Origin of the sequence: Paraburkholderia sp. BR10937, from assembly GCF_040965695.1 — a bacterium.
Lineage (GTDB): Bacteria > Pseudomonadota > Gammaproteobacteria > Burkholderiales > Burkholderiaceae > Paraburkholderia.
In genome coordinates this window covers 1-24,100 of record NZ_JBFRCL010000081.1, presented here as the reverse complement: position 1 = coordinate 24,100, position 24,100 = coordinate 1, and the positions used below count along the sequence as shown (strand labels likewise).

General features: G+C 66.7%; 21 protein-coding genes and 1 pseudogene. 18 read left to right on the top strand and 4 right to left on the bottom strand.

Features of this window, described 5'->3' with window-relative positions; translation table 11 throughout:
* Positions 1–39 precede the first annotated feature (39 nt).
* Entirely contained in the window at positions 40–459 is a 420-nt protein-coding gene (gene msrB / locus AB4Y44_RS38720) for a peptide-methionine (R)-S-oxide reductase MsrB (RefSeq protein ID WP_042269481.1), read from the bottom strand.
* Between the two features lie 50 nt (positions 460–509).
* Positions 510–2,054: a YdiU family protein gene (locus tag AB4Y44_RS38715; RefSeq protein ID WP_368702459.1), complete on the bottom strand. Its 1,545-nt coding sequence runs from the start codon at positions 2,052–2,054 to the stop codon at positions 510–512.
* 210 nt (positions 2,055–2,264) lie between these two features.
* On the opposite strand from AB4Y44_RS38715, the gene AB4Y44_RS38710 reads away from it, so the two are divergent.
* The 8 genes from AB4Y44_RS38710 to AB4Y44_RS38675 all read left to right on the top strand — a co-directional run bounded on the left by AB4Y44_RS38710 (position 2,265) and on the right by AB4Y44_RS38675 (position 11,284).
* Entirely contained in the window at positions 2,265–3,953 is a 1,689-nt protein-coding gene (locus AB4Y44_RS38710) for a 3-(methylthio)propionyl-CoA ligase (RefSeq protein WP_368702453.1), read from the top strand.
* A 245-nt stretch (positions 3,954–4,198) separates the two neighbouring features.
* Positions 4,199–6,280 (top strand): 3-hydroxyacyl-CoA dehydrogenase NAD-binding domain-containing protein, encoded by a 2,082-nt coding sequence (locus AB4Y44_RS38705; RefSeq protein WP_368702452.1) that lies wholly within the window; start codon positions 4,199–4,201, stop codon positions 6,278–6,280.
* Positions 6,281–6,326: 46 nt separating this feature from the next.
* Complete coding sequence (gene pncA / locus AB4Y44_RS38700) at positions 6,327–6,962, top strand: bifunctional nicotinamidase/pyrazinamidase (RefSeq protein ID WP_342923920.1); 636 nt, start codon at positions 6,327–6,329, stop codon at positions 6,960–6,962.
* Between the two features lie 53 nt (positions 6,963–7,015).
* The gene (locus AB4Y44_RS38695; RefSeq protein ID WP_368702451.1) at positions 7,016–8,194 is read left to right on the top strand and encodes an acetyl-CoA C-acyltransferase; all 1,179 of its coding nucleotides are present in this window, start codon (positions 7,016–7,018) and stop codon (positions 8,192–8,194) included.
* Between the two features lie 173 nt (positions 8,195–8,367).
* Positions 8,368–8,670: a Dabb family protein gene (locus tag AB4Y44_RS38690; RefSeq protein ID WP_342923957.1), complete on the top strand. Its 303-nt coding sequence runs from the start codon at positions 8,368–8,370 to the stop codon at positions 8,668–8,670.
* Between the two features lie 8 nt (positions 8,671–8,678).
* Positions 8,679–9,206 carry a PaaI family thioesterase gene (locus AB4Y44_RS38685; protein WP_368702450.1) on the top strand — a complete coding sequence of 176 codons (528 nt, stop codon included), beginning with the start codon at positions 8,679–8,681 and terminating at the stop codon, positions 9,204–9,206.
* A gap of 110 nt (positions 9,207–9,316) precedes the next feature.
* Positions 9,317–10,315 carry an NADP-dependent oxidoreductase gene (locus AB4Y44_RS38680; protein WP_368702449.1) on the top strand — a complete coding sequence of 333 codons (999 nt, stop codon included), beginning with the start codon at positions 9,317–9,319 and terminating at the stop codon, positions 10,313–10,315.
* An 87-nt stretch (positions 10,316–10,402) separates the two neighbouring features.
* Positions 10,403–11,284 carry an SDR family oxidoreductase gene (locus tag AB4Y44_RS38675; protein ID WP_368702448.1) on the top strand — a complete coding sequence of 294 codons (882 nt, stop codon included), beginning with the start codon at positions 10,403–10,405 and terminating at the stop codon, positions 11,282–11,284.
* Between the two features lie 266 nt (positions 11,285–11,550).
* Here the strand turns inward: AB4Y44_RS38675 and AB4Y44_RS38670 are convergent, their stop codons facing one another.
* Together AB4Y44_RS38670 and AB4Y44_RS38665 are read right to left on the bottom strand one after the other, a co-directional pair.
* Positions 11,551–12,405: an NRDE family protein gene (locus AB4Y44_RS38670; protein WP_368702447.1), complete on the bottom strand. Its 855-nt coding sequence runs from the start codon at positions 12,403–12,405 to the stop codon at positions 11,551–11,553.
* Between the two features lie 91 nt (positions 12,406–12,496).
* Positions 12,497–13,516: a folate-binding protein gene (locus AB4Y44_RS38665; RefSeq protein WP_342923926.1), complete on the bottom strand. Its 1,020-nt coding sequence runs from the start codon at positions 13,514–13,516 to the stop codon at positions 12,497–12,499.
* 77 nt (positions 13,517–13,593) lie between these two features.
* On the opposite strand from AB4Y44_RS38665, the gene mltG reads away from it, so the two are divergent.
* The 10 genes and pseudogenes from mltG to AB4Y44_RS38615 all read left to right on the top strand — a co-directional run bounded on the left by mltG (position 13,594) and on the right by AB4Y44_RS38615 (position 23,946).
* Positions 13,594–14,604 carry an endolytic transglycosylase MltG gene (gene mltG / locus AB4Y44_RS38660; protein WP_368702446.1) on the top strand — a complete coding sequence of 337 codons (1,011 nt, stop codon included), beginning with the start codon at positions 13,594–13,596 and terminating at the stop codon, positions 14,602–14,604.
* A complete protein-coding gene (gene tmk / locus AB4Y44_RS38655; protein ID WP_028207007.1) occupies positions 14,605–15,225 on the top strand; it encodes a dTMP kinase in 621 nt (206 codons plus the stop codon).
* Between the two features lie 87 nt (positions 15,226–15,312).
* On the top strand, positions 15,313–16,356 hold the full coding sequence (locus AB4Y44_RS38650; protein ID WP_368702445.1) for a DNA polymerase III subunit delta': 1,044 nt from the start codon (positions 15,313–15,315) through the stop codon (positions 16,354–16,356).
* Between the two features lie 51 nt (positions 16,357–16,407).
* A complete protein-coding gene (locus AB4Y44_RS38645; protein ID WP_342923928.1) occupies positions 16,408–17,193 on the top strand; it encodes a TatD family hydrolase in 786 nt (261 codons plus the stop codon).
* A gap of 67 nt (positions 17,194–17,260) precedes the next feature.
* Entirely contained in the window at positions 17,261–17,986 is a 726-nt protein-coding gene (locus AB4Y44_RS38640) for an ankyrin repeat domain-containing protein (RefSeq protein WP_342923929.1), read from the top strand.
* Between the two features lie 85 nt (positions 17,987–18,071).
* On the top strand, positions 18,072–18,434 hold the full coding sequence (locus AB4Y44_RS38635; protein WP_368702444.1) for a Rap1a/Tai family immunity protein: 363 nt from the start codon (positions 18,072–18,074) through the stop codon (positions 18,432–18,434).
* 204 nt (positions 18,435–18,638) lie between these two features.
* A pseudogene (locus AB4Y44_RS38630) lies at positions 18,639–19,802 on the top strand (mechanosensitive ion channel family protein); the annotation flags it as partial.
* 210 nt (positions 19,803–20,012) lie between these two features.
* Complete coding sequence (gene otsA / locus AB4Y44_RS38625) at positions 20,013–21,419, top strand: alpha,alpha-trehalose-phosphate synthase (UDP-forming) (protein WP_342923930.1); 1,407 nt, start codon at positions 20,013–20,015, stop codon at positions 21,417–21,419.
* Positions 21,420–21,522: 103 nt separating this feature from the next.
* Positions 21,523–22,689 carry an AAA family ATPase gene (locus AB4Y44_RS38620; RefSeq protein WP_368702443.1) on the top strand — a complete coding sequence of 389 codons (1,167 nt, stop codon included), beginning with the start codon at positions 21,523–21,525 and terminating at the stop codon, positions 22,687–22,689.
* 189 nt (positions 22,690–22,878) lie between these two features.
* Positions 22,879–23,946, top strand: a complete 1,068-nt coding sequence (locus AB4Y44_RS38615) for a glycosyltransferase family 4 protein (RefSeq protein WP_342923932.1) — start codon at positions 22,879–22,881, stop codon at positions 23,944–23,946.
* Positions 23,947–24,100: the final 154 nt, after the last annotated feature.

Here is a 24,100-nt window from a genome sequence, read left to right as displayed (position 1 = left end):
TACCCAGCGGCGCCCCGCGCGGGGCTGCCTTGCCAGCGTTCACTTGGGCTCGAATTGTAGCGCAGCCGAATTGATGCAATACCGAAGGCCCGTCGGGGCCGGACCATCCTCGAACACGTGGCCGAGGTGTGCGCCGCAGTTCTTGCAGCGCACCTCGATGCGCAGCATGCCGTGCGTGCGGTCGGTTTTCTCCTCGATCACTTCGCCGTTGATCGGGCGGAAGTAGCTCGGCCAGCCGCAACCGGCGTCGAATTTCGTGTCGGACTCGAAGAGCGGCGTGCCGCAACACACACAGTCATACACGCCGCGATCGAAATGATCCCAGTACTTGCCCGTGAAGGCGCGCTCGGTGGCCGCATGGCGCGTGACCTGGTACTGGCCTTCGTCGAGCTGCTCGCGCCATTGCTCGTCGGACTTGTAGCCGGGGTAGGAGGGGGAGTTGTGGTCGTCCTGGCTCATGTCGGGTTCCTGTCGGGTGGGAAACAAGGATCACGTAGATGGGGGCGCGCTCACGAAGAGCAACTGACTTCGAGCGAACTCGCCCAGTCGGGCGGCAGCCCCGCGTACGACGCGTTCTCGGGCTGCTCGTCGAATGGCCGCTCCAGCACCTTCGCGAGCCGCTCGACTTCGCTGAAGTCTTTTTGCGCGGCGCGCTCGATCGCCGTTTGCGCGAGGTGATTGCGCAGCACGTATTTCGGATTGGTGCGGTTCATTGCCTCCGCGCGCGCGGCGTCGTCGCGTGTTTCGTGCGCGAGGCGCGCGCGGTAGTCGGCGGCCCAGGCGTCGAAGGCGGGGCGATCGAGAAAGAGATCGCGCACCGACGTGTCGCCGCTCGCGTCATGCTTCGAGACACGCGAGAGATGGCGATACGTGAGCGTGAAATCGGCACGGTTGGCATGCATGATTTCGAACAGCTTGTTCGCGAGCGCGTCGTCGCCTTCGCGCGCGTGTTCGAGGCCGAGCTTCGCGCGCATGCGCGATTCGAGCGCGGGCGCGAAGTGCCCCTTGAAGCGTTCGAGCACGCCTTGCGCATCGGCCACCACGCGCTCGCCGCGCTTCTTCTCGTCGGCGATGTCGTAGTGCGCGCCGAACAGCGGCACGAGCGCCTGCGCGAGGCAGAAGAGATTCCAGTACGCGATCTGCGGCTGCATGCGGTACGCGTAGCGGCCCTGCGAATCCGAGTGATTGCAGATGTGGTTGGCGTCGAAGCCGTCCATGAAGCCGAACGGACCGTAGTCGATCGTGAGGCCGAGGATCGACATGTTGTCGGTGTTCATCACGCCGTGGCAGAAGCCCACGGCCTGCCACTCGACTATCAGCGCCGCCGTGCTGCGCACCGCTTCGTCGAGCAGGGCGAGGTAGGGGTCGTCGGCTTCGCGCAGTTGCGGATAGAAGCGCGCGATCACGTGGTCGGCGAGTGCGCGCAGCGCGTCCACGTCGTCGCGAGAATAGAAATGCTCGAAGTGGCCGAAGCGCACGAAGCTCGGCGACACGCGCGTGACGACCGCCGCCGTTTCCATCTCTTCGCGGCGCACGGGCTGGTCGGAGCCGGTCACCGTGAGGGCGCGCGTGGTCGGAATGCCGAGATGATGCATGGCCTCCGAGCACAGGAACTCGCGGATCGACGAGCGCAGCACGGCGCGGCCGTCGCCCATGCGCGAATAGGGCGTGCGGCCCGCGCCTTTGAGCTGAACCTCGTTGCGCCTGCCCTCGTGTTCGACCTCGCCGAGCGTGAGCGCGCGGCCGTCGCCGAGTTGGCCCGCCCATACGCCGAACTGGTGGCCGGAGTAGACCGTTGCGTACGACATGGCCGAAGGCGAGCGCTCGCGCGTGAAATTCCCGCTGAAGAACCCGGCGAACGCGGGATCGGCAACAGCCGATGCATCGAGCCCGAGTTGCGCCGCCATGGCCTGTGAGAAGCCGACAACGTAAGGCGCAGGCAGCGGCGCGCCGGGCAGCCGCGTGTAAAAGCGGGCGCCGAGTGCGGCGAACGCGTCGTCGCGCGGCACGATCAATGCGCGTTCGAAGTCGGCGAGCGGACCGGTGGCGGGCATGAGCGGAGCGGACGAGCCGCCTTGAGAGTCGGTAGTGCCTGGTGAAAACGACATATTGAGGGCCTGTTGAATAGTCGATATTGTAAGTCCGCACCCGCCGGCGTGCTGGGGCACGTTCGAAGCTTGCCGGCGCGCCAGCCAGAGATGCGAAAGCAAAACGCGAAAGACAACGACACCGAACGCCGATCCAACGCGAGGAGACCGCCACCGATGAGTGCGCCGCTGCTGGGACAGATGATGGATGTGCCGCTCACGCTCCCGTCGTTGATTGCGCATGCGGCGCGCCATCATGGCAGCGCGCAGATCGTCTCGCGCCGCGTCGAGGGCGATATTCATCGTTACACGTACCGCGAGTGCGAGACGCGCTCGAAGCAGCTTGCCCAGGCGCTCATGGCGCTGGGCGTGGCGCCCGGCGAGCGCGTCGGCACGCTGGCCTGGAACGGCTACCGGCATCTCGAAGCCTATTTCGGCGTGACCGGCTTCGGCGCCGTGTGCCACACCATCAATCCGCGGCTCTTTCCCGAACAGATCGCCTGGATCGTCAATCACGCCGACGACCGCTACGTGCTGTTCGACATCACGTTCGCCGCGCTCGTCGACACGCTCGCGCCGCAATGCCCGAACGTGCGCGGCTGGATCGCGCTGTGCGACGAGTCGCACCGGCCGGCCATGCGCACGGAAGTGCTCGGCTACGAAACGCTGCTCGCCGCGCAGGATGGCAGCTACGCGTGGCCCGAACTCGACGAGCGCAGCGCCTCGAACCTTTGCTACACGTCCGGCACCACGGGCAACCCGAAAGGGGCGCTCTACACGCACCGCTCGTCGGTGCTGCACGCGTATGGCGCGTCGCTGCCCGACGCCATGGGGCTTTCCGCGCGCGATGCGATCCTGCCGGTCGTGCCGATGTTCCATGTGAACGCATGGGGCATTCCGCATGCGGCGCCGCTCACGGGCGCAAAGCTCGTGATGCCCGGCAAGGACCTCGACGGCAAGTCGCTCTACGAACTCATGGAAGCGGAAGGCGTCACCGCCTCGGCCGGCGTGCCCACGGTCTGGCTCGGCTTGCTGGCGTATGTGCGCAGCGCGGGCGTGCGTTTTACCACGCTGCAGCGCACGGTGGTGGGCGGCTCGGCCTGCCCGCCGGCGATCCAGCGCGCCTTCGAGGACGACTACGGCGTGCAGACCATCCACGCTTGGGGCATGACGGAGATGTCGCCGCTCGGCACGCTCTCGAGGCTCAACTGGGAGCAGTCGGAGCGTCCGCGCGAAGCGCAGCAGGCACTACTCGAAAAGCAGGGGCGCGTGATCTTCGGCGTGGACATGAAGATCGTGGGCGAAGACGGGCGGGAACTGCCGTGGGATGGCGTGACGTTCGGCGACCTGCACGTGCGCGGGCCGTGGGTGATCGACCGTTATTTCCGCCAGGAAAGCGGCTCGCCGCTCGTGGACGGCTGGTTCCCCACGGGCGACGTCGCCACGATCGACCCCGACGGCTTCCTGCACATCACCGACCGCAGCAAGGACGTGATCAAGTCGGGCGGCGAGTGGATCAGCTCGATCGAGCTGGAGAACATCGCCGTGGCGCATCCGGCTATCGCGGAGGCCGCGTGCATTGCCTGCGCGCATCCGCGCTGGACCGAGCGGCCGCTCATCGTCGCGGTGAAGAAGCCCGGCGCCGCGATCACGCGTGAAGAACTCCTCGCGCACTTCGAAGGCAAGGTCGCGAAATGGTGGCTACCCGACGACGCCGTGTTCGTCGATGAATTGCCGCATACGGCAACGGGCAAGCTGCAAAAGCTCAAGCTGCGCGAGCAGTTCCGCGCCTATGTGTTGCCGACTGCGCTCGCCGTGGAGGGGTGTCCGATCGATCCGGCGCAAGACGCCGCGAAGCGCGGATAAGCCACCCCGAGTCCCCCCGCGCAGCCGCGCAAGGTTCTCCGGCGCAGCCATCTGGCTGCGTTTTTTTCTTCCGACTTTTGCCCGCCGACCCGCCGGATTCGTGCGTTCAGTACAAACCCTGGCGTCTGCAGCGCAGCAAAAAATTGAACGAACGTTCTTTTTTGGGTATTCTGCCTGCTGACCGGGAATGTCGGACAATGAAACCGACGACGCACATCGCGGCCCGCAAGCATGGAGGCAGGCAAATGGCAGTGGACTACACGACTCGCGACGGCGTCGCCGTCATCACGCTCAATAATCCGCCCGTCAACGGCCTCGGGCATTCGACCCGCGCAGGCATTGTCGAGGGCCTCGCGCGCGCCGCGAGTGATCCGGCCGTTGCGGCCATCGTGATCACGGGTGCCGGCAAGGCGTTCTCGGGCGGCGCGGACATCACCGAATTCAACACGCCCAAGGCGATGCAGGAGCCCACGCTCCACACCGTCATCAAGGAAGTTGAAAAGAGCGCGAAGCCGGTCGTGGCCGCGATCCATAGCGTGGCCATGGGCGGCGGTCTCGAACTGGCGCTCGGCGCGCACTACCGGATCGCCGCTGCCGGCGCGCAGATCGCGCTGCCCGAAGTGAAGCTCGGCATTCTGCCGGGCGCGGGCGGCACGCAGCGTCTGCCGCGCGCGATCGGCCTCGAAGCCGCGCTCAACATGATCGTCACGGGCGCGCCGGTGATGAGCGAAAAGCTCGCGACTTCGGGGCTCTTCGACGCCATGGCGCAAGGCGATCTGCTCGAAGAGGCGATCGCATTCGCGCGCAAGGCCGCCGACAAGCCGGGCCCGCATCCACTCGTGCGCAACCGCAAGATCGAACACGCGAACGCCGAAGGCTTCCTGCAGTTCTCGCGCAACACCGTTGGCGCGATGGCGAAGAACTATCCCGCGCCGGTCAAGTGCGTCGACGCCATCGCGGCGGGGGTGAAGCAGGGCTTCGACAAGGGTCTCGTGTTCGAGCGCGAATGCTTCCTCGAACTCGTGCAGACGCCGGAAAGCCGCGCGCTGCGCCATGCGTTCTTCGGCGAGCGCGCTGCGAGCAAGATTCCCGATGTGCCGTCTAGCACGCCCACGCGCGACATCCAGAAGGTCGCGGTGATCGGCGCGGGCACGATGGGCGGCGGCATCACGATGAACTTCCTCAACGCGGGCGTGCCGGTCACGCTGCTGGAAACGAAGCAGGAAGCGCTCGACCGCGGCCTCGCCACGATCCGCAAGAACTACGAGGCGCAGGTCAAGAAGGGCAAGCTCACGCAGGAGAAGGTGGAAGCGCGCATGGCTCTCATCAGCCCGACGCTTTCCTACGACGACCTCAAGCAAGCCGATCTCATCATCGAAGCGGTGTTCGAAGAACTCGGCGTGAAGGAGCAGGTGTTCAAGCGCCTCGACGAAGTCGCCAAGGCCGGCGCGATCCTCGCCTCGAACACCTCGACGCTCGACGTCGACAAGATCGCGGCGTTCACGAAGCGTCCGCAGGACGTGGTGGGTCTGCACTTCTTTAGTCCTGCCAACGTGATGAAGCTGCTCGAAGTCGTGCGCGGCAAGGAAACGGCCAAGGACGTGCTCGCCACTGTCATGCAGGTCGCGAAGAAGATCCGCAAGACGGCCGTGGTTTCGGGCGTGTGCGACGGCTTCATCGGCAACCGCATGATCGAGCAGTACGTGCGTCAGGCGCTCTATATGCTCGAAGAAGGCGCGCTGCCCGCGCAAGTGGACCGGGCGATCGAGAAGTTCGGCTTCGCGATGGGCCCGTTTCGCATGAGCGATCTGGCCGGCAACGATATCGGCTGGGCCATTCGCAAGCGCCGTTATCAGGAACACCCGGACATGAAGTACTCGAAAATCGCCGACCGTCTGTGCGAGACCGGCCGCTTCGGGCAGAAGACCGGCGCGGGATGGTACGACTACAAGGCGGGCGAGCGCAACGCGCTGCCGTCGAAACTCGTCGACGAGATGATCGTGGCGTACTCGAAGGAAGCGGGTGTGGAACGCCGCAAGATCAGCGACGAGGAAATCGTCGAGCGTCTCGTGTTCTCGCTCGTCAACGAAGGCGCGAAGATTCTCGAAGAGGGCATCGCTTCGAAGGCGTCGGACGTCGACATGGTCTATCTCACGGGCTACGGCTTCCCGCTGTGGCGCGGCGGCCCGATGCTGTACGCCGACACGGTCGGCCTCTACAACGTCGAACGTGCGATTCGCCGCTACGCGCAGCAGCGCAATGGCGAGGCGTGGGAAGTCGCGCCTTCGATCGTCGAGCTGGCTGCCAGCGGCGGTACGTTCAACTAAACATCACTTGCGGACGCAATAGCGGACGAACAGGCGGACGAACATCATGAGAAGCGCAGACGACGTGCTCCTGCTGATCGACCTGCAATACGACTTCATGCCGGGCGGCGCGCTTGCCGTCGCCCATGGCGATGAAGTCGTGCCGGTCGCGAACCGGCTCGCGCAGGGCTTCAGCCATGTGGTGCTCACGCAGGACTGGCACCCTGCGCAGCACGTCTCGTTTGCGGCCAATCATGCGGGACGTGCGCCGTTCGAAACGACGACGCTGCCTTACGGCGAGCAGGTGCTGTGGCCCGTGCATTGCGTGCAGGGCACCGAAGGCGCCGCGCTGCATCGCGACCTGGACGTGCCGCATGCGCGCGCGGTGATCCGCAAGGGCCATCACGCCGACGTGGACAGCTACTCGGCGTTTCTCGAGGCCGACCGCAAGACGCCCACCGGACTCGCGGGCTATCTGCGCGACGTGGGCGTGAAGCGCGTGTACTGCTGCGGCCTCGCGACCGACTATTGCGTGGCGTGGTCCGCGCTCGACGCGCGCGCCGCGGGCTTCGAAGCCGTGCTGATCGAAGATGCCTCGCGCGCCATCGACCTGAACGGCTCGCTCGTCGCCGCGTGGCAGCAGTTGCTGGCCGCCGGTGTGAAGCGCGTGCAATCGGCCGAGGTGCTGGCAGCGTCCGCCTGAACGTCCAATCAAAGACATCCTCTGGATTCAATCTTCGTAGTGGGAGACATCGCATGACTGACGCCGTAATCGTATCGACCGCCCGCACGGGCCTCGCCAAATCCTGGAAGGGCGCCTTCAACATGACGCACGGCGCCACGCTCGGCGGGCACGTGACGCAAGCCGCCGTCGAGCGCGCGAAGATCGACCCCGCCCGCGTGGAAGACGTGATCATGGGCTGCGCAAACCCTGAGGGCGCCACGGGCGCGAATATCGCGCGCCAGATCGCGCTGCGTGCGGGCCTGCCCGTGAGCGTGCCGGGCATGACGGTGAACCGCTTCTGTTCATCCGGACTCCAGACGATCGCGCTTGCCGCGCAACGCGTGATCGCGGGCGAAGGCGACGTGTTCGTCGCAGGCGGGGTGGAATCGATCTCGTGCGTGCAGAACGAGATGAACCGCCACATGGTGGCCGAAGGCTGGCTGAACCAGCACAAGCCCGAAATCTACTGGAGCATGCTGCAAACGGCCGAGAACGTCGCGAAGCGCTATGAAATCTCGAAGGATCGCCAGGACGAATACGGCGTGCAGTCGCAGCTGCGCGCGGCGGCCGCGCAGGCCGCGGGTCTCTTCAACGACGAAATCGTGCCGATGACGGTGCTCGCCGGTGTGGCCGACAAGGCCACGGGACAGCTCGTCACGAAGGAAGTGACGATCGCCGCCGACGAAGGCATTCGCGCCGACACCACGCTCGAAGGCGTTGCGAAGATCCGCACGGCGATGCCGGGCGGCGTCATCACGGCCGGCAACGCGAGCCAGTTCTCGGACGGTGCGAGCGCCTGCGTCGTGATGAACGCGAAAGTCGCGGAGCGCGAAGGCCTGCAGCCGCTCGGCATTTTCCGCGGCTTCGCGGTGGCGGGCTGCGAGCCGGACGAGATGGGCATCGGTCCTGTCTTCGCGGTGCCCAAGCTGCTCAGGCAGACGGGCCTGAAGGTCGAGGACATCGACCTGTGGGAGCTGAACGAAGCGTTCGCCGTGCAGGTGCTGTACTGCCGCGACAAGCTCGGCATTGCCGCCGACCGCCTGAACGTGAATGGCGGCGCGATTGCCGTCGGTCACCCGTACGGCGTGTCGGGCGCGCGCCTCACGGGCCACGCGCTCATCGAAGGCAAGCGCCGCGGCGCGAAGTTCGTCGTGGTGACGATGTGCATCGGCGGCGGGCAGGGCGCTGCCGGCCTCTTCGAAGTCGTCTGACGCCAGGGCGCGGCAGTGGACAGCCCGCTGCCGCACTCACGATTTCACCGCTTTCCCACGGCTTTGCGCGCGTCGGGCCACCCTCGCGCCCGAGCCGCTGCGGGTATCATGACGGCTGTCGGCGCGCGCACGGTGCGGCGCCTGTTCCCATGCAGACAGAAAGGGGTGAGTTCGTGATTCGTCATATCGTGATGTGGAAGCTCAAGGAGTCGGCCGAAGGCGCGACGCGTGCCGAGAACGTCGTCAAGTTCAAGGCGCTGCTCGAAGGCTGCCGCGATCTCGTGCCGGGCACGCTGCACCTCGAAGTCGGTGTGGCCGAGCCGGGCCTCGCTTCCACGTTCGACCTCGTGCTCGTTTCCGACTTCGCCGATCAGGCCGCGCTCGATGGCTATCAGGATCACCCCGAGCATCTCGTCGTGAAGCAGTTCGCGAAGCTCGTGGTCGAGTCGCGCCAGTGCGTGGATTACGTGGCCTGAAGCGCATCATGACCGGTACCGCAGATCAATCGCAGAGCGGCGGCGCGCCAAAAGGCGCTAACGCACAACCAGCGCAACCGTCGCTCACGATCATCGAGAGTCCCTTCGTCGAGCATCTCGGCGCGCAACTCGTGAGCGCGCGTGACGGCGCGAGCGAAGTCGTGCTGCCGCTCGCCGAGCGGCATCTGAATACGTGGGACGTCGCGCACGGCGGCGTCACGATGACGCTCGCCGACATCGCGCTCGCCATGGCGGCGCGCAGCGTTGCCGCCGACGGCGTGGGCGTCGTCACCGTCGAAATGAAAGTGAACTTCATGCAGCCGGGGCGCGGCGAGTTGCGCGCCACGGGCCGCGTGCTGCACCGTTCCACCACGATGGCCTATTGCGAAGGCGAGATTCGCGACAGCGAAGGCCATTTCGTCGCCAAGGCGCTCGGCACCTTCAAGTACATGCGCCGGCTTGCGGTGGGCCGCGACGTGACGCGTCAGCGTCTGCGCAGCGACCCCAGCGCGCGGCCGGGCCCGAGCGACGGTTAAACGCGCGATCGGGCGCGTGCGAGGGCTTTGCTCGTGCGTACCCGATTGCGGTTCTCTTGCGCGGCAGGCGGGCAACGCCTCGCCGCGCCCAACGAAGCAACACGGACGCCATGACCCAGACCAATCGCCAGATCCTGCTCGCTTCGCGCCCGGAAGGCGCCGCGAGCGTCGATAACTTCCGCCTCGTCAAAACGCCGCTCGCACCGCTCGAAGAGGGCCAGCTGCGCGTGCGCAACCACTATCTCTCGCTCGATCCGTACATGCGCGGGCGCATGAACGACAGCAAGTCGTATGCAGCGCCGCAGCCGCTCGACTCGGTGATGATCGGCGGCACGGCGGGCGAGGTGGTCGAGTCGCGCAACCCGAAGTTCAAGGTCGGCGACAAGGTCGTGGGCATGTTCGGCTGGCAGGAGTTCGGCACCTCGAACGGCAGCGACCTGCATGTCGTCGATACGACGCATGTGCCGCTTTCCGCGTACCTCGGGCCCGTGGGCATGCCGGGCGTCACCGCGTGGTACGGCCTGAACCGCATCATCGAACCGAAGGCGGGGCAAACCGTCGTCGTGAGCGCGGCGAGCGGCGCGGTGGGCAGCGTGGTCGGCCAGCTTGCGAAGCGCGCAGGTTGCCGCGCGGTCGGTATCGCAGGCGGCGCGGACAAATGCCGCTATGTCGTGGAGACGCTCGGCTTCGACGCATGCGTCGATTACAAGGCCGGCAATCTCTATCAGGACCTCAAGGCCGCGACGCCGGACGGCGTGGACGGCTACTTCGAGAACGTCGGCGGCGCGGTGCTCGACGCTACGCTCGCGCGCATGAACGCGTTCGGGCGCATCGCGCTGTGCGGGATGATCGCCGGCTACGACGGCGAGCCGATGCCGCTCAAGTATCCGCAACTGCTGCTCACGCAGCGCCTGCTCGTGCAGGGCTTCATCGTGAGCGAGCACATGGAAGTGTGGCCGCAGGCGCTGACGGAGCTGGGCACGCTGGTCGCGAAGCAGCAGCTCGCGTATCGCGAGACGGTGGCCGACGGGCTCGAGAACGCGCCGAGCGCGTTCCTCGGCATGCTCAAAGGCCAGAACTTCGGCAAGCAGCTCGTCAAGCTGATCTAACTATCTGAGTGTGAGCGAAGCGCCCTGGAAGGGCGCTTCGCTTTTCCGTGCGCAGGATTTACCATAACCTTCACCGCAGGATTCGCAATGTCCGAACCGTTTGAGTTCGACGGCCGCGTGGCCGTCATCACGGGCGCGGCAAGCGGCTTTGGCCGCGCGTTCGCGCAACAGGCCGCAGCGCTCGGCATGAAGCTCGTGCTTGCCGACGTCGATCAGGCGCTGCTCGACGAAACCGTCGATGCATTGCGCGAAGATGGCGCACAGGCCATCGGCGTGCGCACCGACGTGCGCGATGCCACGCAGGTCGACGCACTCGCGAAGGCCGCGCTCGACACCTATGGCAAGGTTCATCTGCTGTTCAACAACGCAGGCGTCGGCACCGGCGGCTTCGTGTGGGAGAGCAGCGCGAAGGACTGGGACTGGGTGTTCGGCGTGAACGTGATGGGCGTGGCCAATGGCGTGCGCAGCTTCACGCCAGCCATGCTCGCACAGGGCGAGCGCGCGCATATCGTCAACACGGCTTCGGTGGCGGGGCTGCTTTCGCCGCCCGCCATGGGCGTGTACAACGCGTCGAAGCATGCAGTGGTCTCGCTCACCGAAACGCTCTATCACGACCTGAAGAACGTGACCGACAAGGTGAGCTGCTCGCTGCTGTGTCCGGCCTTCGTGTCGACCGGCATCGCGAACGCCGAGCGCAGCCGCCCTGACGATCTGCGCAACGAAGAACCGCCCACGCGCTCGCAGCAAGCCGCCGATCTGCAGTTGCAGCGCGCGGTGCGTTCCGGCAGGCTCACGCCCGCCGACGTCGCGAAGGCGACCTTCGACGCCGTGCGCGAAGGGCGCTTCTATATCCTCACGCATCCGCAGATTCTGCCATCGGTGAAGCTGCGCCATGAGGATATCGAAACATTGCGCAACCCGACCGATCCGCTCTCGCTCAAACCTGAAGTCAAGAAAGCGCCGCAATAAAAGCGGCGCACGGGGTCCGTGCCATGCCACTCACCGCGAAGATCGCACTCGTGCTCGACATGGTGGCCCGCACGGGCCGCGCGCCTTACCACGAGCAGACGGCGCAGGCGACGACTGGCGCTTCGCGCCGCTCGACGGCACGCGCGGCGAGCCGGATTATCGCGGCCTCGCGCCCGTGTGGATCGGCGTGGCCGAATCGGGCCGTGCGCAGCAGCAGGCCGCCCATGCGTTGCGCGTGGCGTTCGGCACGGGCGACTGAAAGGCGCTCAGCCTCTTTCGACGGTGTAGGTCTCGTGGCGCTCGAAGGCGCCCGGGCGGACGACGCGATGCGCGCCGTCGTCGTCGCTGCGCTCCAGCGCTTCCACATCCAGCAGGGTGCCGCGCAGCGTCACGCGCAGCGCCGTGGTGCCGCGCGTCCCGTAGTCGGGCGTTTCGATGAATGCCGCGGAAAGCGCGCGTTCGCGTTCCAGCGAAATGCCGGTGGCGGGCAAGTCGCGGTCCGGTGCGACCTGCGGGTCGCGCATCATGTCCACGAACCGCGCGAGGGGGACTTGCGCGTCACCCGTCGCGAGCTGCGCGAGTTCCGCGCGCTTGCGCACGAGCTTGGGCCACGGCGTGTCGAGCACGGCGTTCGAAATGCCGTGCGTGCCTTCGGGCAGCAAGGCCGGCGCACGGTCCGCGCGATTGCAGTACCACGCCAGCTCGCGCCGCGTCCAGTCACCGACGATCAGGTTGAAGCCGTTATAGAGATCGCCCGAGCGCGCGATCTCGTCGAGATAGCCGAGCGGCGTATCGGGCAGACCTTGCGCGCCGGTGAGCCAGCGCGAGACGAGCGTGCCGCGCGTGGGCGCGTCGGGGCGCATGTCGTTCGGCGCGCGATAGTTCGTGAGCGCGGCGAAGCGCCCGCTGCGCGTCATCCCGAGCCACGTGCCGCCGCCGACGAGATCGCGGCCCGCCAGCACGCCCGTTGCCGTACTGCCCGGCGACGTGACGTCGTCCGAAGCGTTCCACCAGTGCAGCGGGTCGGCGGTGCGGCGCAGGAACTCGTCGCGGTTCGCCGCGAGCGTGAATAGCACGCCGGCGCTCGCGCGTGGACGCCAGTCGAACACGATCAGGCACATGGAGCTGGCCCTTGCAGGGTCGGGTCTGGGGCCGCGCCCAGGCAACGCGAGGCGCCGGGCGCCTCACGTGCGATGGACGCGGTGCGCGGCGTCAAATTTCGGCCGGCAACGCGTACGGCAGCGGCAGCACGCGCAGCGCGGGGCCGTCGGCGGCGCCGAGATGCACGCTGCCCGTTTCGAGCGCGGCCAGCTTGATTTCGGCGAGCAGATCGACGCCGCCCTCGGGCGCGGCGGCGGCGTTCACGACCATGCCGCACGGCTGGCTCGGGTCGTCCGAATGGAAAAGCTCGACGCCCGCATGCGCGGCGTCCAGACTCGCGGCCACATTGGCGAGCGCGGTGCGGCGCTTGATCGTGCCGCGATACTGGCTGCGCGCGACGATTTCCTGGCCAGGGTAGCAGCCCTTGCGGAAGTTCACACCGCCCAGCACGTCGTAGTTGACCATCTGCGGCACAAACTGCTCGCTCACGGCCTGCGTGATGCGCGGCTCGCCCGCACGAATGTCGAGCCAGTCCCACACCGCCGGCGACACGCGCTTGAGCGTACCGTCGAGCTTCGTGAGGCGCTCCTGCACCGCTTCCTTCGGGCCGACCCACAGATAACGCAGCACGCCGGCCGCGTCGGGCACGCGGATCAGCGTGCCCGCGGGGTCGTCGACCTTCACGTGCACGCCGTCGGGCAGCGCGTCGAACACGCTCGCGAGCGCGCCGCGCACGTCGCCAGCGAGGCCCACCACGAGCAGCTTGTCGCTGTCGTCGGTGAGCCTGGCCTTGGAGCGCAGCACGAACATCGACAGGCGTTTTTGCACCGCGGCCTGCACATCCTTCGAGATCAGGAGACGGATCGTGTCGCCGGTCTTCCACGTGAGGAACGAGGCGAGCAGACGGCCCTTGGGCGAGCAGTAGCCCGCGAGGCGCGCGCCGGCCACGTCGAGATGCTGGACGTCGTTGGTGAGCTGGCTGTGCAGGAAGGTCGCGGCGTCGTCGCCATTGGCGTCGATCACGCCGAACTGCGGCAGGATCGCGTAGGCGCCGCCTTTCAGAACGGCATCGAAGTCGGCCGTGGATTCAGGAACGCAAAGCGTGGAAGCGGGATCGAGCGGTGAGTTCATGGATTCGGGGAACAGTCAATCCTGACTTTAGCGAAGGCAAGCAGTTATTATATGAGGTCCCCCTGAGTCGTGTTTCCATGTCCCTTCTGAAGAAATGCCTTGTTGCCGGCGCCGCGCTAGTCGTGATTGGCGCCGCCGCGGCAGGCGGCGTATGGCGCTGGGCCACCACGCCGCTCGAACTGGCCGCCCCACAGCTCGACGTCACCATCAAGCCGCACAGCACCGTGCGCAGCGTCACGCTGCAATTGCGGCGCGGCGGCGTGCCCGTGCAGACGCAACTTTTCGTGCTCATGACGCGCGTGCTCGGCTTGCAGAGCCAGCTCAAATCGGGCAACTACGAGTTCAAGGCGGGCATCACGCCCTATGAGGTGCTGCAGAAGATGGCGCTCGGCGACGTGAACGAGTCCGTCGCCACCATCATCGAAGGCTGGACCTTCAAGCACATGCGCGCCGAACTCGACGCGAACCCCGCGCTGCGCCACGACACGGCCGGCATGAGCGACGCCGAGCTGCTCGCCGCGATCGGCGCGCCGCCCGCGCCGAACGGCAGCGGCGAGGGGTTGTTTTTCCCCGACACCTATCTGTTCGACAAGGGCTCGAGCGATCTCGACGTGTACCGGCGTGCGTACCACCTGATGCAGACGCGTCTGAACGAAGCGTGGACCGCACGCGCGCCCGGCCTGCCGTTGAAGTCGCCCTACGAGGCGCTGACGCTCGCGTCGCTCGTCGAAAAGGAGACGGGCCGCGCCGCCGACCGCGCGCTCGTGGCGGCCGTGTTCTCGAACCGCCTGAAAGTTGGCATGCCGCTGCAGACCGATCCGGCCGTGATCTACGGACTGGGCGACACCTACGCGGGGCATTTGCGCAAGCGCGATCTGCAGTCGGACACTCTTTACAATACCTACCTGCGCCTCGGGTTGCCGCCAACGCCCATTGCGCTGCCCGGCGTCGCGGCGATCCAGGCGGCGCTCAATCCGGCTTCGACGGCCGCGCTGTACTTCGTGGCGCGCGGCGACGGCAGCAGCGTCTTTTCTGACAATCTTGTCGACCACAACAAGGCCGTCGACAAATACATCCGGGGAAATTAAATGGCGCGGGGCCGATTCATCACGTTCGAGGGCATCGACGGCGCGGGCAAGACCACGCATCTCGCCTGGTTTTGCGATCAGCTCGCGCAGAAACTCGCGCCGACGGGCCGTACGGTCGTCATGACGCGCGAACCCGGCGGCACGCCGCTTGGCGAGTCGATCCGGGAACTCGTGCTGCATCAGCCGATGGATCTCGAAACCGAGGCGCTCCTGATGTTCGCGGCGCGCCGCGAGCACCTCGCCAAGGTGATCGAGCCCGCGCTCGCGCGCGGCGACTGGGTGCTGTCCGACCGTTTCAGCGACGCCACCTTCGCCTACCAGGGCGGCGGCCGCGGGCTGCCGCGCGACAAGCTCGAAACGCTGGAGCGCTGGGTGCAGGGCGGTTTCCAGCCGGATCTGACGGTGCTGTTCGACCTGCCGCCCGACACGGCGAGCGAGCGGCGCGGCGCGGCGCGCGAACCCGATCGCTTCGAAAGCGAATCCGACGCGTTCTTCAAGCGCACGCGCACCGAATACCTGCGCCGCGCGGAAGAGGCGCCGTATCGTTTCGCGATCGTCGATTCGTCGCAGGGCATCGACGCGATTCGCAAAAAACTCGAGCATGTGATCGCAGCGCTTTGATTTCAAGCCGATATCTGGCGTTCTTATAGGGCTGCGCGATCCTCATGTGAATTCCACTGAAGACCGCTTAACCGATTGATTCCGAAGATGATCTATCCCTGGCAAACCGATGACTGGCAACGCCTGCAGCAACTGCGCAGCCACTGGCCGCATGCGCTGCTGCTGCATGGCCAGGCGGGCATCGGCAAGCTCCAGTTCGCGCAGCATCTGGCGAAGGGGCTGCTCTGCGAAGCGCCGCAGGCCAATGGCGAGCCGTGCGGCGCCTGTGCGGCCTGCAACTGGTTCGTCCAGGGCAATCATCCGGATTACCGCATCGTCGTGCCCGAGGCATTGGCAGGCGAAATCGGCCCGGCGGGCGACGATGACGCCAAAGCCGACAAGGCTGACAAGGCAGACGGTGAAGAAGGCAAGAAGGGCCGCGCGCCGAGCAAGGAAATCCGCATCGAGCAGGTGCGGGCACTGCTCGACTTCACGGGCGTGGGCTCGCATCGCGGCGGCCTGCGCGTGGTCGTGCTGTATCCGGCCGAGGCGCTCAACGTCGCAGCCGCGAACGCGCTGCTCAAGACGCTCGAAGAACCGCCCGCAGGCGTGGTGTTCCTCGTGGTCTCGGCGCGCATCGACCGCCTGCTGCCGACCATCATCAGCCGTTGCCGCCAGTGGCCCATGGGCACGCCCGCGCCCGCAGCCGCCGCGGCCTGGCTCGCGCAGCAGGGCGTGGACGACGCGCCGGCGCTGCTCGCCGAAGCCGGCGGCGCGCCCCTCGCGGCGCTCGCGCTCGCGCACGACGAAAACCGCACGTTGCGCGACTGGACCCTGGCCCAGCTCGCGGCGGGCCCCGCCTGCGACGCCTTTGCCTGTGGCGAGACGCTGCAGAAGCTGCCGGTGCCGCTCGTACTCGGCTGGCTGCAGCGTTGGGTCTACGCCCTGCTCGCCGAACGCACGGCGGGCCGCCCGCGCTACTTTCCGCAGGCCGCCGGCGGCCTCGCGCGCTGCGCCGCGAAGCTCGACGCCGCGGCGCTGGCGCGCTACCTGAAGACGGTCACGCGCCAGCGCGCCGTGGAAAACCATCCGCTGAATGCGCGCCTCGTGTTCGAGGAACTCTTTCTCGGCTATCGTGAACTGTTCGCCTGACGGGCGCTGACGTACCCGATCAGGCCCGAATCTTCCATCGCAGGACCATCCATGTTTGTCGATTCGCATTGCCACATCAACTTCGAGGGCCTCGGCGACCGCCTCCCGCAGGTGCTCGAGAACATGCGCGCGAACGCCGTCACGCACGCGCTGTGCGTGTCGGTGGACCTCGAGACGCTGCCTTCGGTGCTCGACATCGCGAGCCGTTACGAGAACGTCTACGCATCGGTCGGTGTGCATCCCGACCACGAGCACATGCGCGAGCCGACGGTGGCCGAGCTGGTCGAACTGGCCGAGCACCCGAAAGTGGTGGCGATCGGTGAAACGGGGCTCGATTACTATCGCCTGGGCGAGCGCACGATCGCCGACATGGAATGGCAGCGCGAGCGCTTTCGCACGCACATTCGCGCGGCGCACGCCACGGGCAAGCCTCTCATCGTTCATACGCGAGCCGCTTCGGACGACACCCTGCGCATCATGGAAGAAGAGCGCGCGGGCGAACCGGGCGGCGTGATGCATTGCTTCACGGAGCCTTGGGCGATTGCCGAGCGTGCGCTCGCGCAGAATTTTTACATCTCGCTTTCGGGCATCGTGACGTTCAAGAATGCGACCGATGTGCAGGAAGTGTCGCGCCGCGTGCCGATCGAGCGCCTTTTGATCGAAACCGATTCGCCGTACCTCGCGCCCGTGCCATTTCGTGGCAAACCCAATGAACCTGCGTACGTGAGCCATGTCGGAAGATTCATTGCGCAGCAACGCGGATTGCCGGACGCCGAACTTGGCGCTGTCACCACGCAGAATTTTTTCCGGCTCTTCAAGATCCAGTCGCAGGCCTGAATCGCGAACCGCATGCTGTCAATGGTGTTAAATATCAACGAGATAGCAGATAACGTTAAGGCTTGACATGAACTCGAAACCGCTTCCGCACGCCACCAACCCTGTTCGCCGTACTGCCGCCGCGCTCGTGCTCGGCGTCGCCGCCACGCTGTTCGGCGCCGCGGCGCATGCCGCTCCGATCGACTCGCTCATCAAGAGCGTCAAGTTCGACGACGACAAGGGCGTGCAAAAGGCGCTCGCTCAAGGCATGGACCCGAACGCCACCGACGACCAGGGCATGCCGCTCCTCGTGCTGGCCGCGCGCGAGAAGTCCGACAAAGTCGGGGCGCTGTTGCTCGACAACCCGAAGACGAACATCGCCGCCGAAGACCGCGCAGGCGAAAACGCACTGATGCTCGCCTCGCTCAACGGCGACGTGGACTTCGTGAAGCTCCTCATCACCAAGGGCGCCGAGGTCAACAAGAAGGGCTGGACGCCGCTGCACTACGCCGCCGCGAACGGCAACGACGATGTCGCGAAACTGCTGATCGGCTATTCGGCCGACGTCAATGCGCTGTCGCCCAACGGCACGACGCCGCTCATGATGGCCGCGCGCGGCGACCATCTCACGACGCTCCAGATGCTGCTCGAGCACGGCGCGACGCTTGGCGCGAAGAACCAGATCGGCATGACGGCGCTCGATTTCGCGCGCCAGTACAAGGCGCCGGACGCGATCAAGGACCTCACGGCGCGCATGACCCAGGCTGGCCTCTCCACGGCGAGCCCGGCAGCGCCGCAAAACAGTGCAAAATAATGGGGATAAAGACGGCCGCACTGGACCAACGCGGCCGCCCGGCGGCGTTCGAAACGCCGCTCCCCACGACAACTCAAGGAGAACCATGCTGCGGGTTCTGATCTGTGCGGGCGCGATGGCGTTTCCGCTCTCCGCTTTCGCGTTCACGGCAAGCGACCTCAACCGGCTCTGCACGAAGACCGACGTGGCTTCGCGCAGCGCGTGCGCTGCCTATATCGAAGGTGCCGCGGACGGCATCTTCAACACCATCGACGCCATCGGCGGCACTACCGGGCCGCGCGTGGGTCAATACTTCTGCCTGCCGCCCGATGCGCGCTCGGCGCAACTCACCGACGCGGTGCGCAAGTACATCGCCGACAACCCGAACGTGGCCGGCTACAACGCCAGTACCGCCATTTCGCTCGGGCTCGGCAAGGCGTTTCCCTGCAAGACCGGCAACGGCAGTTGAAGCCGGCCGGTTCGAGTCGTAACCTCGTAACGCGTAGATAGATGTAGCCAGGAACACGGCGCGACGACCACCGCCGCGCCGTTCATCTTCGAGGCCGCAGCGAGGCCAGCTGTCACCATCGCCGTGGCCGTCCGCGGGCCTGCGCCCGTGCCGTTTCCAAGAGTCGCCTTATTGCTCAGGATGCTCAGGAGGAACTGGCCGCAGATGCCGACACTCGACGATCTCTCCCGTTTCACCGACGCGCCGCTGCACGACTGGCTCGGCACGTTGTTCATGAGCGCGCTCGCGCTCGTTTTCGCGTTCGGCCTGCACTGGGTCGGCGGACGCGTGTTGCTGCGCATCGCGCGCCCGTATCCGCGGGTCAGCGTGTTTCTGCGCTATATCCGCAAGCCGGCGCTCGCCGTGCTCGCGATCCTCGCGATCGAATTCGTCTGGTGGCAGGCGCCCGACACGCTTCGGCACATCAGCGGCCTGCGCGAACTGTGCGCGTTCGCGCTGATCGCGGCGATCACCTGGCTTTCGGTGCGCTGCGCGGCGGCGATCGGCGAGGCCATCATCGCCGCCCATCCACTCGACATCGCCGACAACCTCCAGGCCCGCCGCATCCACACCCAGGCCCGCGTGCTCGCGCGCACGGTGATGGTCCTCATCATCATCGTTGGCGTGGGCGCGGCGCTCATGACCTTCCCGAACGTGAGACAGATCGGCGCGAGCCTGCTGGCTTCGGCCGGGGTTGCCGGTCTCGTCGCCGGTATCGCGGCACGCCCCGTGCTAGGGAATCTGATTGCCGGTTTGCAGATCGCGCTCTCGCAGCCGATCCGGCTCGACGACGTGGTCGTGATCCAGGGCGAGTGGGGGCGCATCGAGGAAATTACCGGCACCTATGTTTCGGTGCGGATCTGGGACCAGCGGCGGCTCATCGTGCCGCTGCAGTGGTTCATCGAGAATCCGTTCGCGAACTGGACGCGCAGCAGCTCGCAGATCATCGGCACGGTGTTTCTGTGGCTCGACTATCGCATGCCGCTCGCGCCGCTGCGCGAGGCGCTCGCGCGCATCGTCGACGGTGCACCCGAATGGGACCGCCGCGTGCAGGTTTTACAGGTCACCGACGCCAACGAGCGCGCGATGCAGGTGCGCGTGCTGGTGAGTTCGCGCGACTCCGGCCTGAACTTCGATTTGCGCTGCCGCGTGCGCGAAGGGCTGCTCGATTTCGTCAACGAGCACTATCCGCAGTTCCTGCCCCGCGCGCGCGCCGAGGTGTCGGCGGAACTCGAAAGCAGCACCGGTGAACTGCCGTCCTTCGTGCGCCGCCCGGCGCCGCAGGCGGCGGCGAGCACGGCAGCTCATACCGAGGCGGATCCCGTGACGGGTACGCGCGTGCCGGGGCACGGCGAGGAGCTGGAGACGCACCGCCCGGCGCGCCCGGACGCGGCGACGGACGCCAAAGCGGTAGAAGCGGCGAAAGGAGCGGAGACAGCGGGAGCCAACGGCGCCCGCGAGCCTGAGACTGAAAGCCGCCGCGACAATGGTTGATAACCGCTGCTAGCGGTCGAAAGAGAAAGGAGGAGGAACAGCAAGATGGGCAGACTGATAGTCGTCTCGAACCGCGTGGCGACGCCGACGGAGACCAAGGGCTCGGCAGGCGGCCTCGCGGTCGGCGTATTCGGCGCGCTGAAGGACGCGGGCGGCGTGTGGTTCGGCTGGAGCGGCGACGTGGTGAGCGAGACGGTGGCGAACGCGGGGCCGACGCTCGTCGAAGAAGGCCACGTCACCTTTGCGACCGTCGGCCTCACGCGCAAGGACTACGATCAGTATTACCGCGGATTCTCGAACGCCACGCTCTGGCCGGTCTTCCACTACCGCAACGACCTCGCGCGCTACGAGCGCGACGAATACGCGGGCTATCGCCGCGTGAACGCGTGGCTCGCGCACAAGCTCATGAAGCTGATCCACCCGGACGACAACGTCTGGGTCCACGACTACCACCTGATTCCGTTCGCCGAGGCGCTGCGCTCGGAAGGCGTGCGCAACCGCATCGGCTTCTTCCTGCATATTCCGTTTCCTTCGCCGCAGGTGCTGCAGACCATTCCGCCGCACGACGAACTCGTCAGGTCGCTGTGCTGTTACGACCTGCTGGGCTTCCAGACGCAGAACGACCAGCAGGCGTTCCACGACTACATCGCGCGCGAGGCGCGCGGCAAGATCCGCGAGCGCGCAGAGAATCCGGAGCATGGCGAAGTCGAGGCGTATGGCCGCAAGCTGCGCACGGGGGTCTACCGCATCGGCGTGTTTCCGGACGAGATCGCCGAGCAGGCCGCGCGCTACGAAAGCCGCCAGCACGTGCTCGACCTCAAGCAGAGTCTGGAAGGGCGCAAGCTCATCATGAGCGTGGACCGGCTCGACTATTCGAAGGGTCTCGTCGAGCGTTTCCATGCGTTCGAGCAGTTGCTGGAAACGTCGCCCGAATGGCGCGGCAAGGTCACGCTCGTGCAGATCGCGCCGCCCACACGCTCGGATGTCGCGAGCTACAAGGTCATACGCGAGGAGCTGGAGCGCGAAGCCGGGCGCATCAACGGCCGCTACTCGGGCCTCGATTACACGCCGATCCGCTATCTGAGCCAGCAGTACGACCGCTGGAAGCTGATGTCGCTGTTTCGCGAGTCGCAGATCGGCTATGTGACGCCGTTGCACGACGGCATGAACCTCGTCGCCAAGGAATACGTGGCCGCGCAGAATCCCAACGATCCGGGCGTGCTCGTGCTGTCGATCTTCGCGGGCGCGGCGGCCGAACTCACGGGCGCGTTGCTCGTGAATCCTCACGATGCGACCGGCATGTCGGAAGCGCTGGAACGCGCGCTCTCGATGCCGCTCGAAGAGCGTCAGGCGCGCTACCAGACCAACATGGAGGCGCTCAGACGCAACGATCTCGGCGTGTGGCGAGACACCTTCCTGCGCGACCTCGCGGCGGTGCCCCAGCCGCGCTGACCGATACGGGGCACAGGCGGTTCGCGCACCGGCACGATTGCGTATGATGCGTGGCTGATCGAGGCGCCCGCCACGCAACTGCCACGCAATCCCGCGCACTTCCATGCTGACTACGCTCGCCATCGCCAACTACCGCTCGCTGCGCGAGCTCATCGCGCCGCTCGGCGCGCTCAATGTCGTGACCGGTCCGAACGGCAGTGGCAAGTCGAATCTCTATCGCGCGTTGCGTCTGCTCGCGCTCACCGCGCGCGGCGGCGTGATTCCGTCGCTGGCGCGCGAGGGCGGCCTGCAATCCACGCTGTGGGCGGGCCCGGAGCGCTTCTCGCGCGCCGTCGCCGCAGGGGAATACGCGGTGCAGGGCACGCTGCGCAAGGATGCGGTGAGCCTGCGCCTTGGCTTCGCGGGCGACGCGTTCGGCTACGCAATCGATCTGGGATTGCCGCTGCCTTCATCCACTTCGCAGTTTTCGCTCGACCCGGTGATCAAGCGCGAATGCATCTGGAGCGGGCCAATCCTGCGGCCCTCGGCGTTGCTCGTGGACCGCCATGGGCCGATGATCCGCATCCGCGACGCCGCGGGCGAGTGGACGACGCTCGCGCAGCCCGTGGCGAGCTTCGACAGCATGATGACCGAGTACGCCGACCCGCGCAGCGCGCCCGAAATGATCGCCGTGCGCGAGCAGATTCGCTCGTGGCGTTTCTACGACCACTTCCGCACCGACGAGCACGCGAGCGCGCGCCAGGTGCAGATCGGCACGCATTCGCCGGTACTCGCCGACGACGGCGCCAACCTCGCCGCCGCGCTGCAGACGATCCGCGAGATCGGCGACGGCGAGGCGCTCGATACCGCCATCGGCGACGCCTTTCCCGGCGCGCGCGTCGAAATCGTCAATCACGAAGGGCGCTTCGAGGTAGCGCTGCGCCAGGAGGGGCTATTGCGGCCGCTGCGCGGCGCGGAACTCTCGGACGGCACCTTGCGCTACCTGCTGCTCGCGGCGGCGCTGCTGAGCCCGCGGCCGCCCGGCCTGCTGGTGCTCGACGAGCCCGAGACGAGCCTGCATCCGGACCTGCTGCCGTCGCTCGCGCGGCTCATCGCGCGGGCGTCGCGGCACTCGCAGGTCATCGTCGTCTCGCACGCGGCGCGGCTCGTGGCGGCGCTGGCGCGCGAGGCCGGCAGCCAGTCGGTCGTGCTCGAACGGCGCCTCGGCGCAACCGGGTTCGCCGAACCCGACACGCTCGACGTGCCGGCCTGGAAATGGCCCGCCAGGTAAGCCGGTAGGGCAAACGCAGGGGTTGTTTCGGCGTGTAACACCGTATAGAAATTGAAAGACTGGCGGCGCGCGCGCCCGGCTTGCCGAATAATGGGACAACTGCTGCGTCGCCGATGCCGCCCGGACCTGGCTTAGAATGACCGGCACCGCAAGAACGGGCAACGTGGCCCCGTTTCCTGGAGACACACGATGAGAATTGCGCAGATCGCCCCGCTGACCGAATCGGTCCCGCCGAAGCTCTATGGCGGCACCGAGCGCGCCGTGTCGTATATCACCGAAGCGCTGGTCGAACTCGGGCACGACGTCACGCTGTTCGCGAGCGGCGATTCGCTCACGAGCGCGAAGCTCGAGCCCGTGTGGCCACGTGCGCTGCGGCTCGACCCCGGCATCCGCGACCGCATCGCACCGCACATGCTGCTGATGGAAATGGTGCGCCGCCAGGCCGACCAGTTCGACGTGTTGCATTTCCATATGGACTACTACTCGTTTTCGGTGTTCAAGCGCCAGGAAACGCCGTTCGTGACGACGCTGCACGGCCGTCTCGACCTGCCCGAGCAGCAGCCGGTCTTCGATACGTTCAACACCGCGCCCGTGATCTCGATCTCGAACGCACAGCGCCAGCCGATGCCGCAGGCGCGCTGGCTGCGTACGGTCTACCACGGCCTGCCCGAGACGCTCTACACGCCGCAGCCCGTCGAGCAGCGCTATCTGGCGTTTCTCGGCCGCATTTCGCCGGAAAAACGCGTCGACACGGCGATACGGATTGCCGGGCGCTGCGGGCTGCCCATCCGCATCGCCGCGAAGGTCGACGAAGCCGACCGCGAGTATTTCGAGCGCGACATCAAGCCGTTGCTTGCGCTGCCGCACGTCGAGTACGTGGGCGAGATCAACGACGGCCAGAAGGCCGAATTCCTCTCCGGCGCCCATGCGCTGCTGTTCCCGATCGACTGGCCGGAGCCGTTCGGCCTCGTGATGATCGAGGCGATGGCGTGCGGCACGCCCGTGATCGCGTTCAATCGCGGCGCGGTGCCGGAGGTGGTGGAAGAGGGCGTGACGGGCTTTATCGTCGAGGACGAGATCGGCGCCGTGGCGGCGGTGAACCGCATCGCGCGTGTTCCGCGCGCCGGCGTGCGGCGCCGCTTCGAAGAGCGCTTCACCTCGCACCGCATGGCGCAGGAGTACGTGCAGGCGTATGAGGCGGTGATTCGCGCGAACAAGCGCTCGCGCTTCAAGGTGATCGATACGTCCGCGAGCTGAGCGCGCGGACGTTCGCGGTGCGCCTAGCAGGCTGCTGAAGTACCGGCGGCCACGTCATCGCGGAAGACCAATGAAGCGTTGATAGAAGGCCCCCACTTGCCCCCGAAGATCATGCGCGGCGCCGACACATTCACCGAGAGTTTATTTTCCATGC

What these genes read in the sequence shown, in the direction of transcription:
- msrB (WP_042269481.1), bottom strand. Translation starts at nt 459, where the DNA reads ATGAGCCAGGACGACCACAACTCCCCCTCCTACCCCGGCTACAAGTCC.
- tmk (WP_028207007.1), top strand. Translation starts at nt 14,605, where the DNA reads ATGGCGCGGGGCCGATTCATCACGTTCGAGGGCATCGACGGCGCGGGC.
- AB4Y44_RS38705 (WP_368702452.1), top strand. Translation starts at nt 4,199, where the DNA reads ATGGCAGTGGACTACACGACTCGCGACGGCGTCGCCGTCATCACGCTC.
- AB4Y44_RS38620 (WP_368702443.1), top strand. Translation starts at nt 21,523, where the DNA reads ATGCTGACTACGCTCGCCATCGCCAACTACCGCTCGCTGCGCGAGCTC.
- AB4Y44_RS38685 (WP_368702450.1), top strand. Translation starts at nt 8,679, where the DNA reads ATGACCGGTACCGCAGATCAATCGCAGAGCGGCGGCGCGCCAAAAGGC.
- AB4Y44_RS38665 (WP_342923926.1), bottom strand. Translation starts at nt 13,516, where the DNA reads ATGAACTCACCGCTCGATCCCGCTTCCACGCTTTGCGTTCCTGAATCC.
- AB4Y44_RS38675 (WP_368702448.1), top strand. Translation starts at nt 10,403, where the DNA reads ATGTCCGAACCGTTTGAGTTCGACGGCCGCGTGGCCGTCATCACGGGC.
- AB4Y44_RS38650 (WP_368702445.1), top strand. Translation starts at nt 15,313, where the DNA reads ATGATCTATCCCTGGCAAACCGATGACTGGCAACGCCTGCAGCAACTG.
- AB4Y44_RS38715 (WP_368702459.1), bottom strand. Translation starts at nt 2,054, where the DNA reads ATGCCCGCCACCGGTCCGCTCGCCGACTTCGAACGCGCATTGATCGTG.
- AB4Y44_RS38680 (WP_368702449.1), top strand. Translation starts at nt 9,317, where the DNA reads ATGACCCAGACCAATCGCCAGATCCTGCTCGCTTCGCGCCCGGAAGGC.
- AB4Y44_RS38695 (WP_368702451.1), top strand. Translation starts at nt 7,016, where the DNA reads ATGACTGACGCCGTAATCGTATCGACCGCCCGCACGGGCCTCGCCAAA.
- AB4Y44_RS38635 (WP_368702444.1), top strand. Translation starts at nt 18,072, where the DNA reads ATGCTGCGGGTTCTGATCTGTGCGGGCGCGATGGCGTTTCCGCTCTCC.
- AB4Y44_RS38670 (WP_368702447.1), bottom strand. Translation starts at nt 12,405, where the DNA reads ATGTGCCTGATCGTGTTCGACTGGCGTCCACGCGCGAGCGCCGGCGTG.
- otsA (WP_342923930.1), top strand. Translation starts at nt 20,013, where the DNA reads ATGGGCAGACTGATAGTCGTCTCGAACCGCGTGGCGACGCCGACGGAG.
- AB4Y44_RS38615 (WP_342923932.1), top strand. Translation starts at nt 22,879, where the DNA reads ATGAGAATTGCGCAGATCGCCCCGCTGACCGAATCGGTCCCGCCGAAG.
- AB4Y44_RS38710 (WP_368702453.1), top strand. Translation starts at nt 2,265, where the DNA reads ATGAGTGCGCCGCTGCTGGGACAGATGATGGATGTGCCGCTCACGCTC.
- AB4Y44_RS38645 (WP_342923928.1), top strand. Translation starts at nt 16,408, where the DNA reads ATGTTTGTCGATTCGCATTGCCACATCAACTTCGAGGGCCTCGGCGAC.
- AB4Y44_RS38640 (WP_342923929.1), top strand. Translation starts at nt 17,261, where the DNA reads ATGAACTCGAAACCGCTTCCGCACGCCACCAACCCTGTTCGCCGTACT.
- pncA (WP_342923920.1), top strand. Translation starts at nt 6,327, where the DNA reads ATGAGAAGCGCAGACGACGTGCTCCTGCTGATCGACCTGCAATACGAC.
- mltG (WP_368702446.1), top strand. Translation starts at nt 13,594, where the DNA reads ATGTCCCTTCTGAAGAAATGCCTTGTTGCCGGCGCCGCGCTAGTCGTG.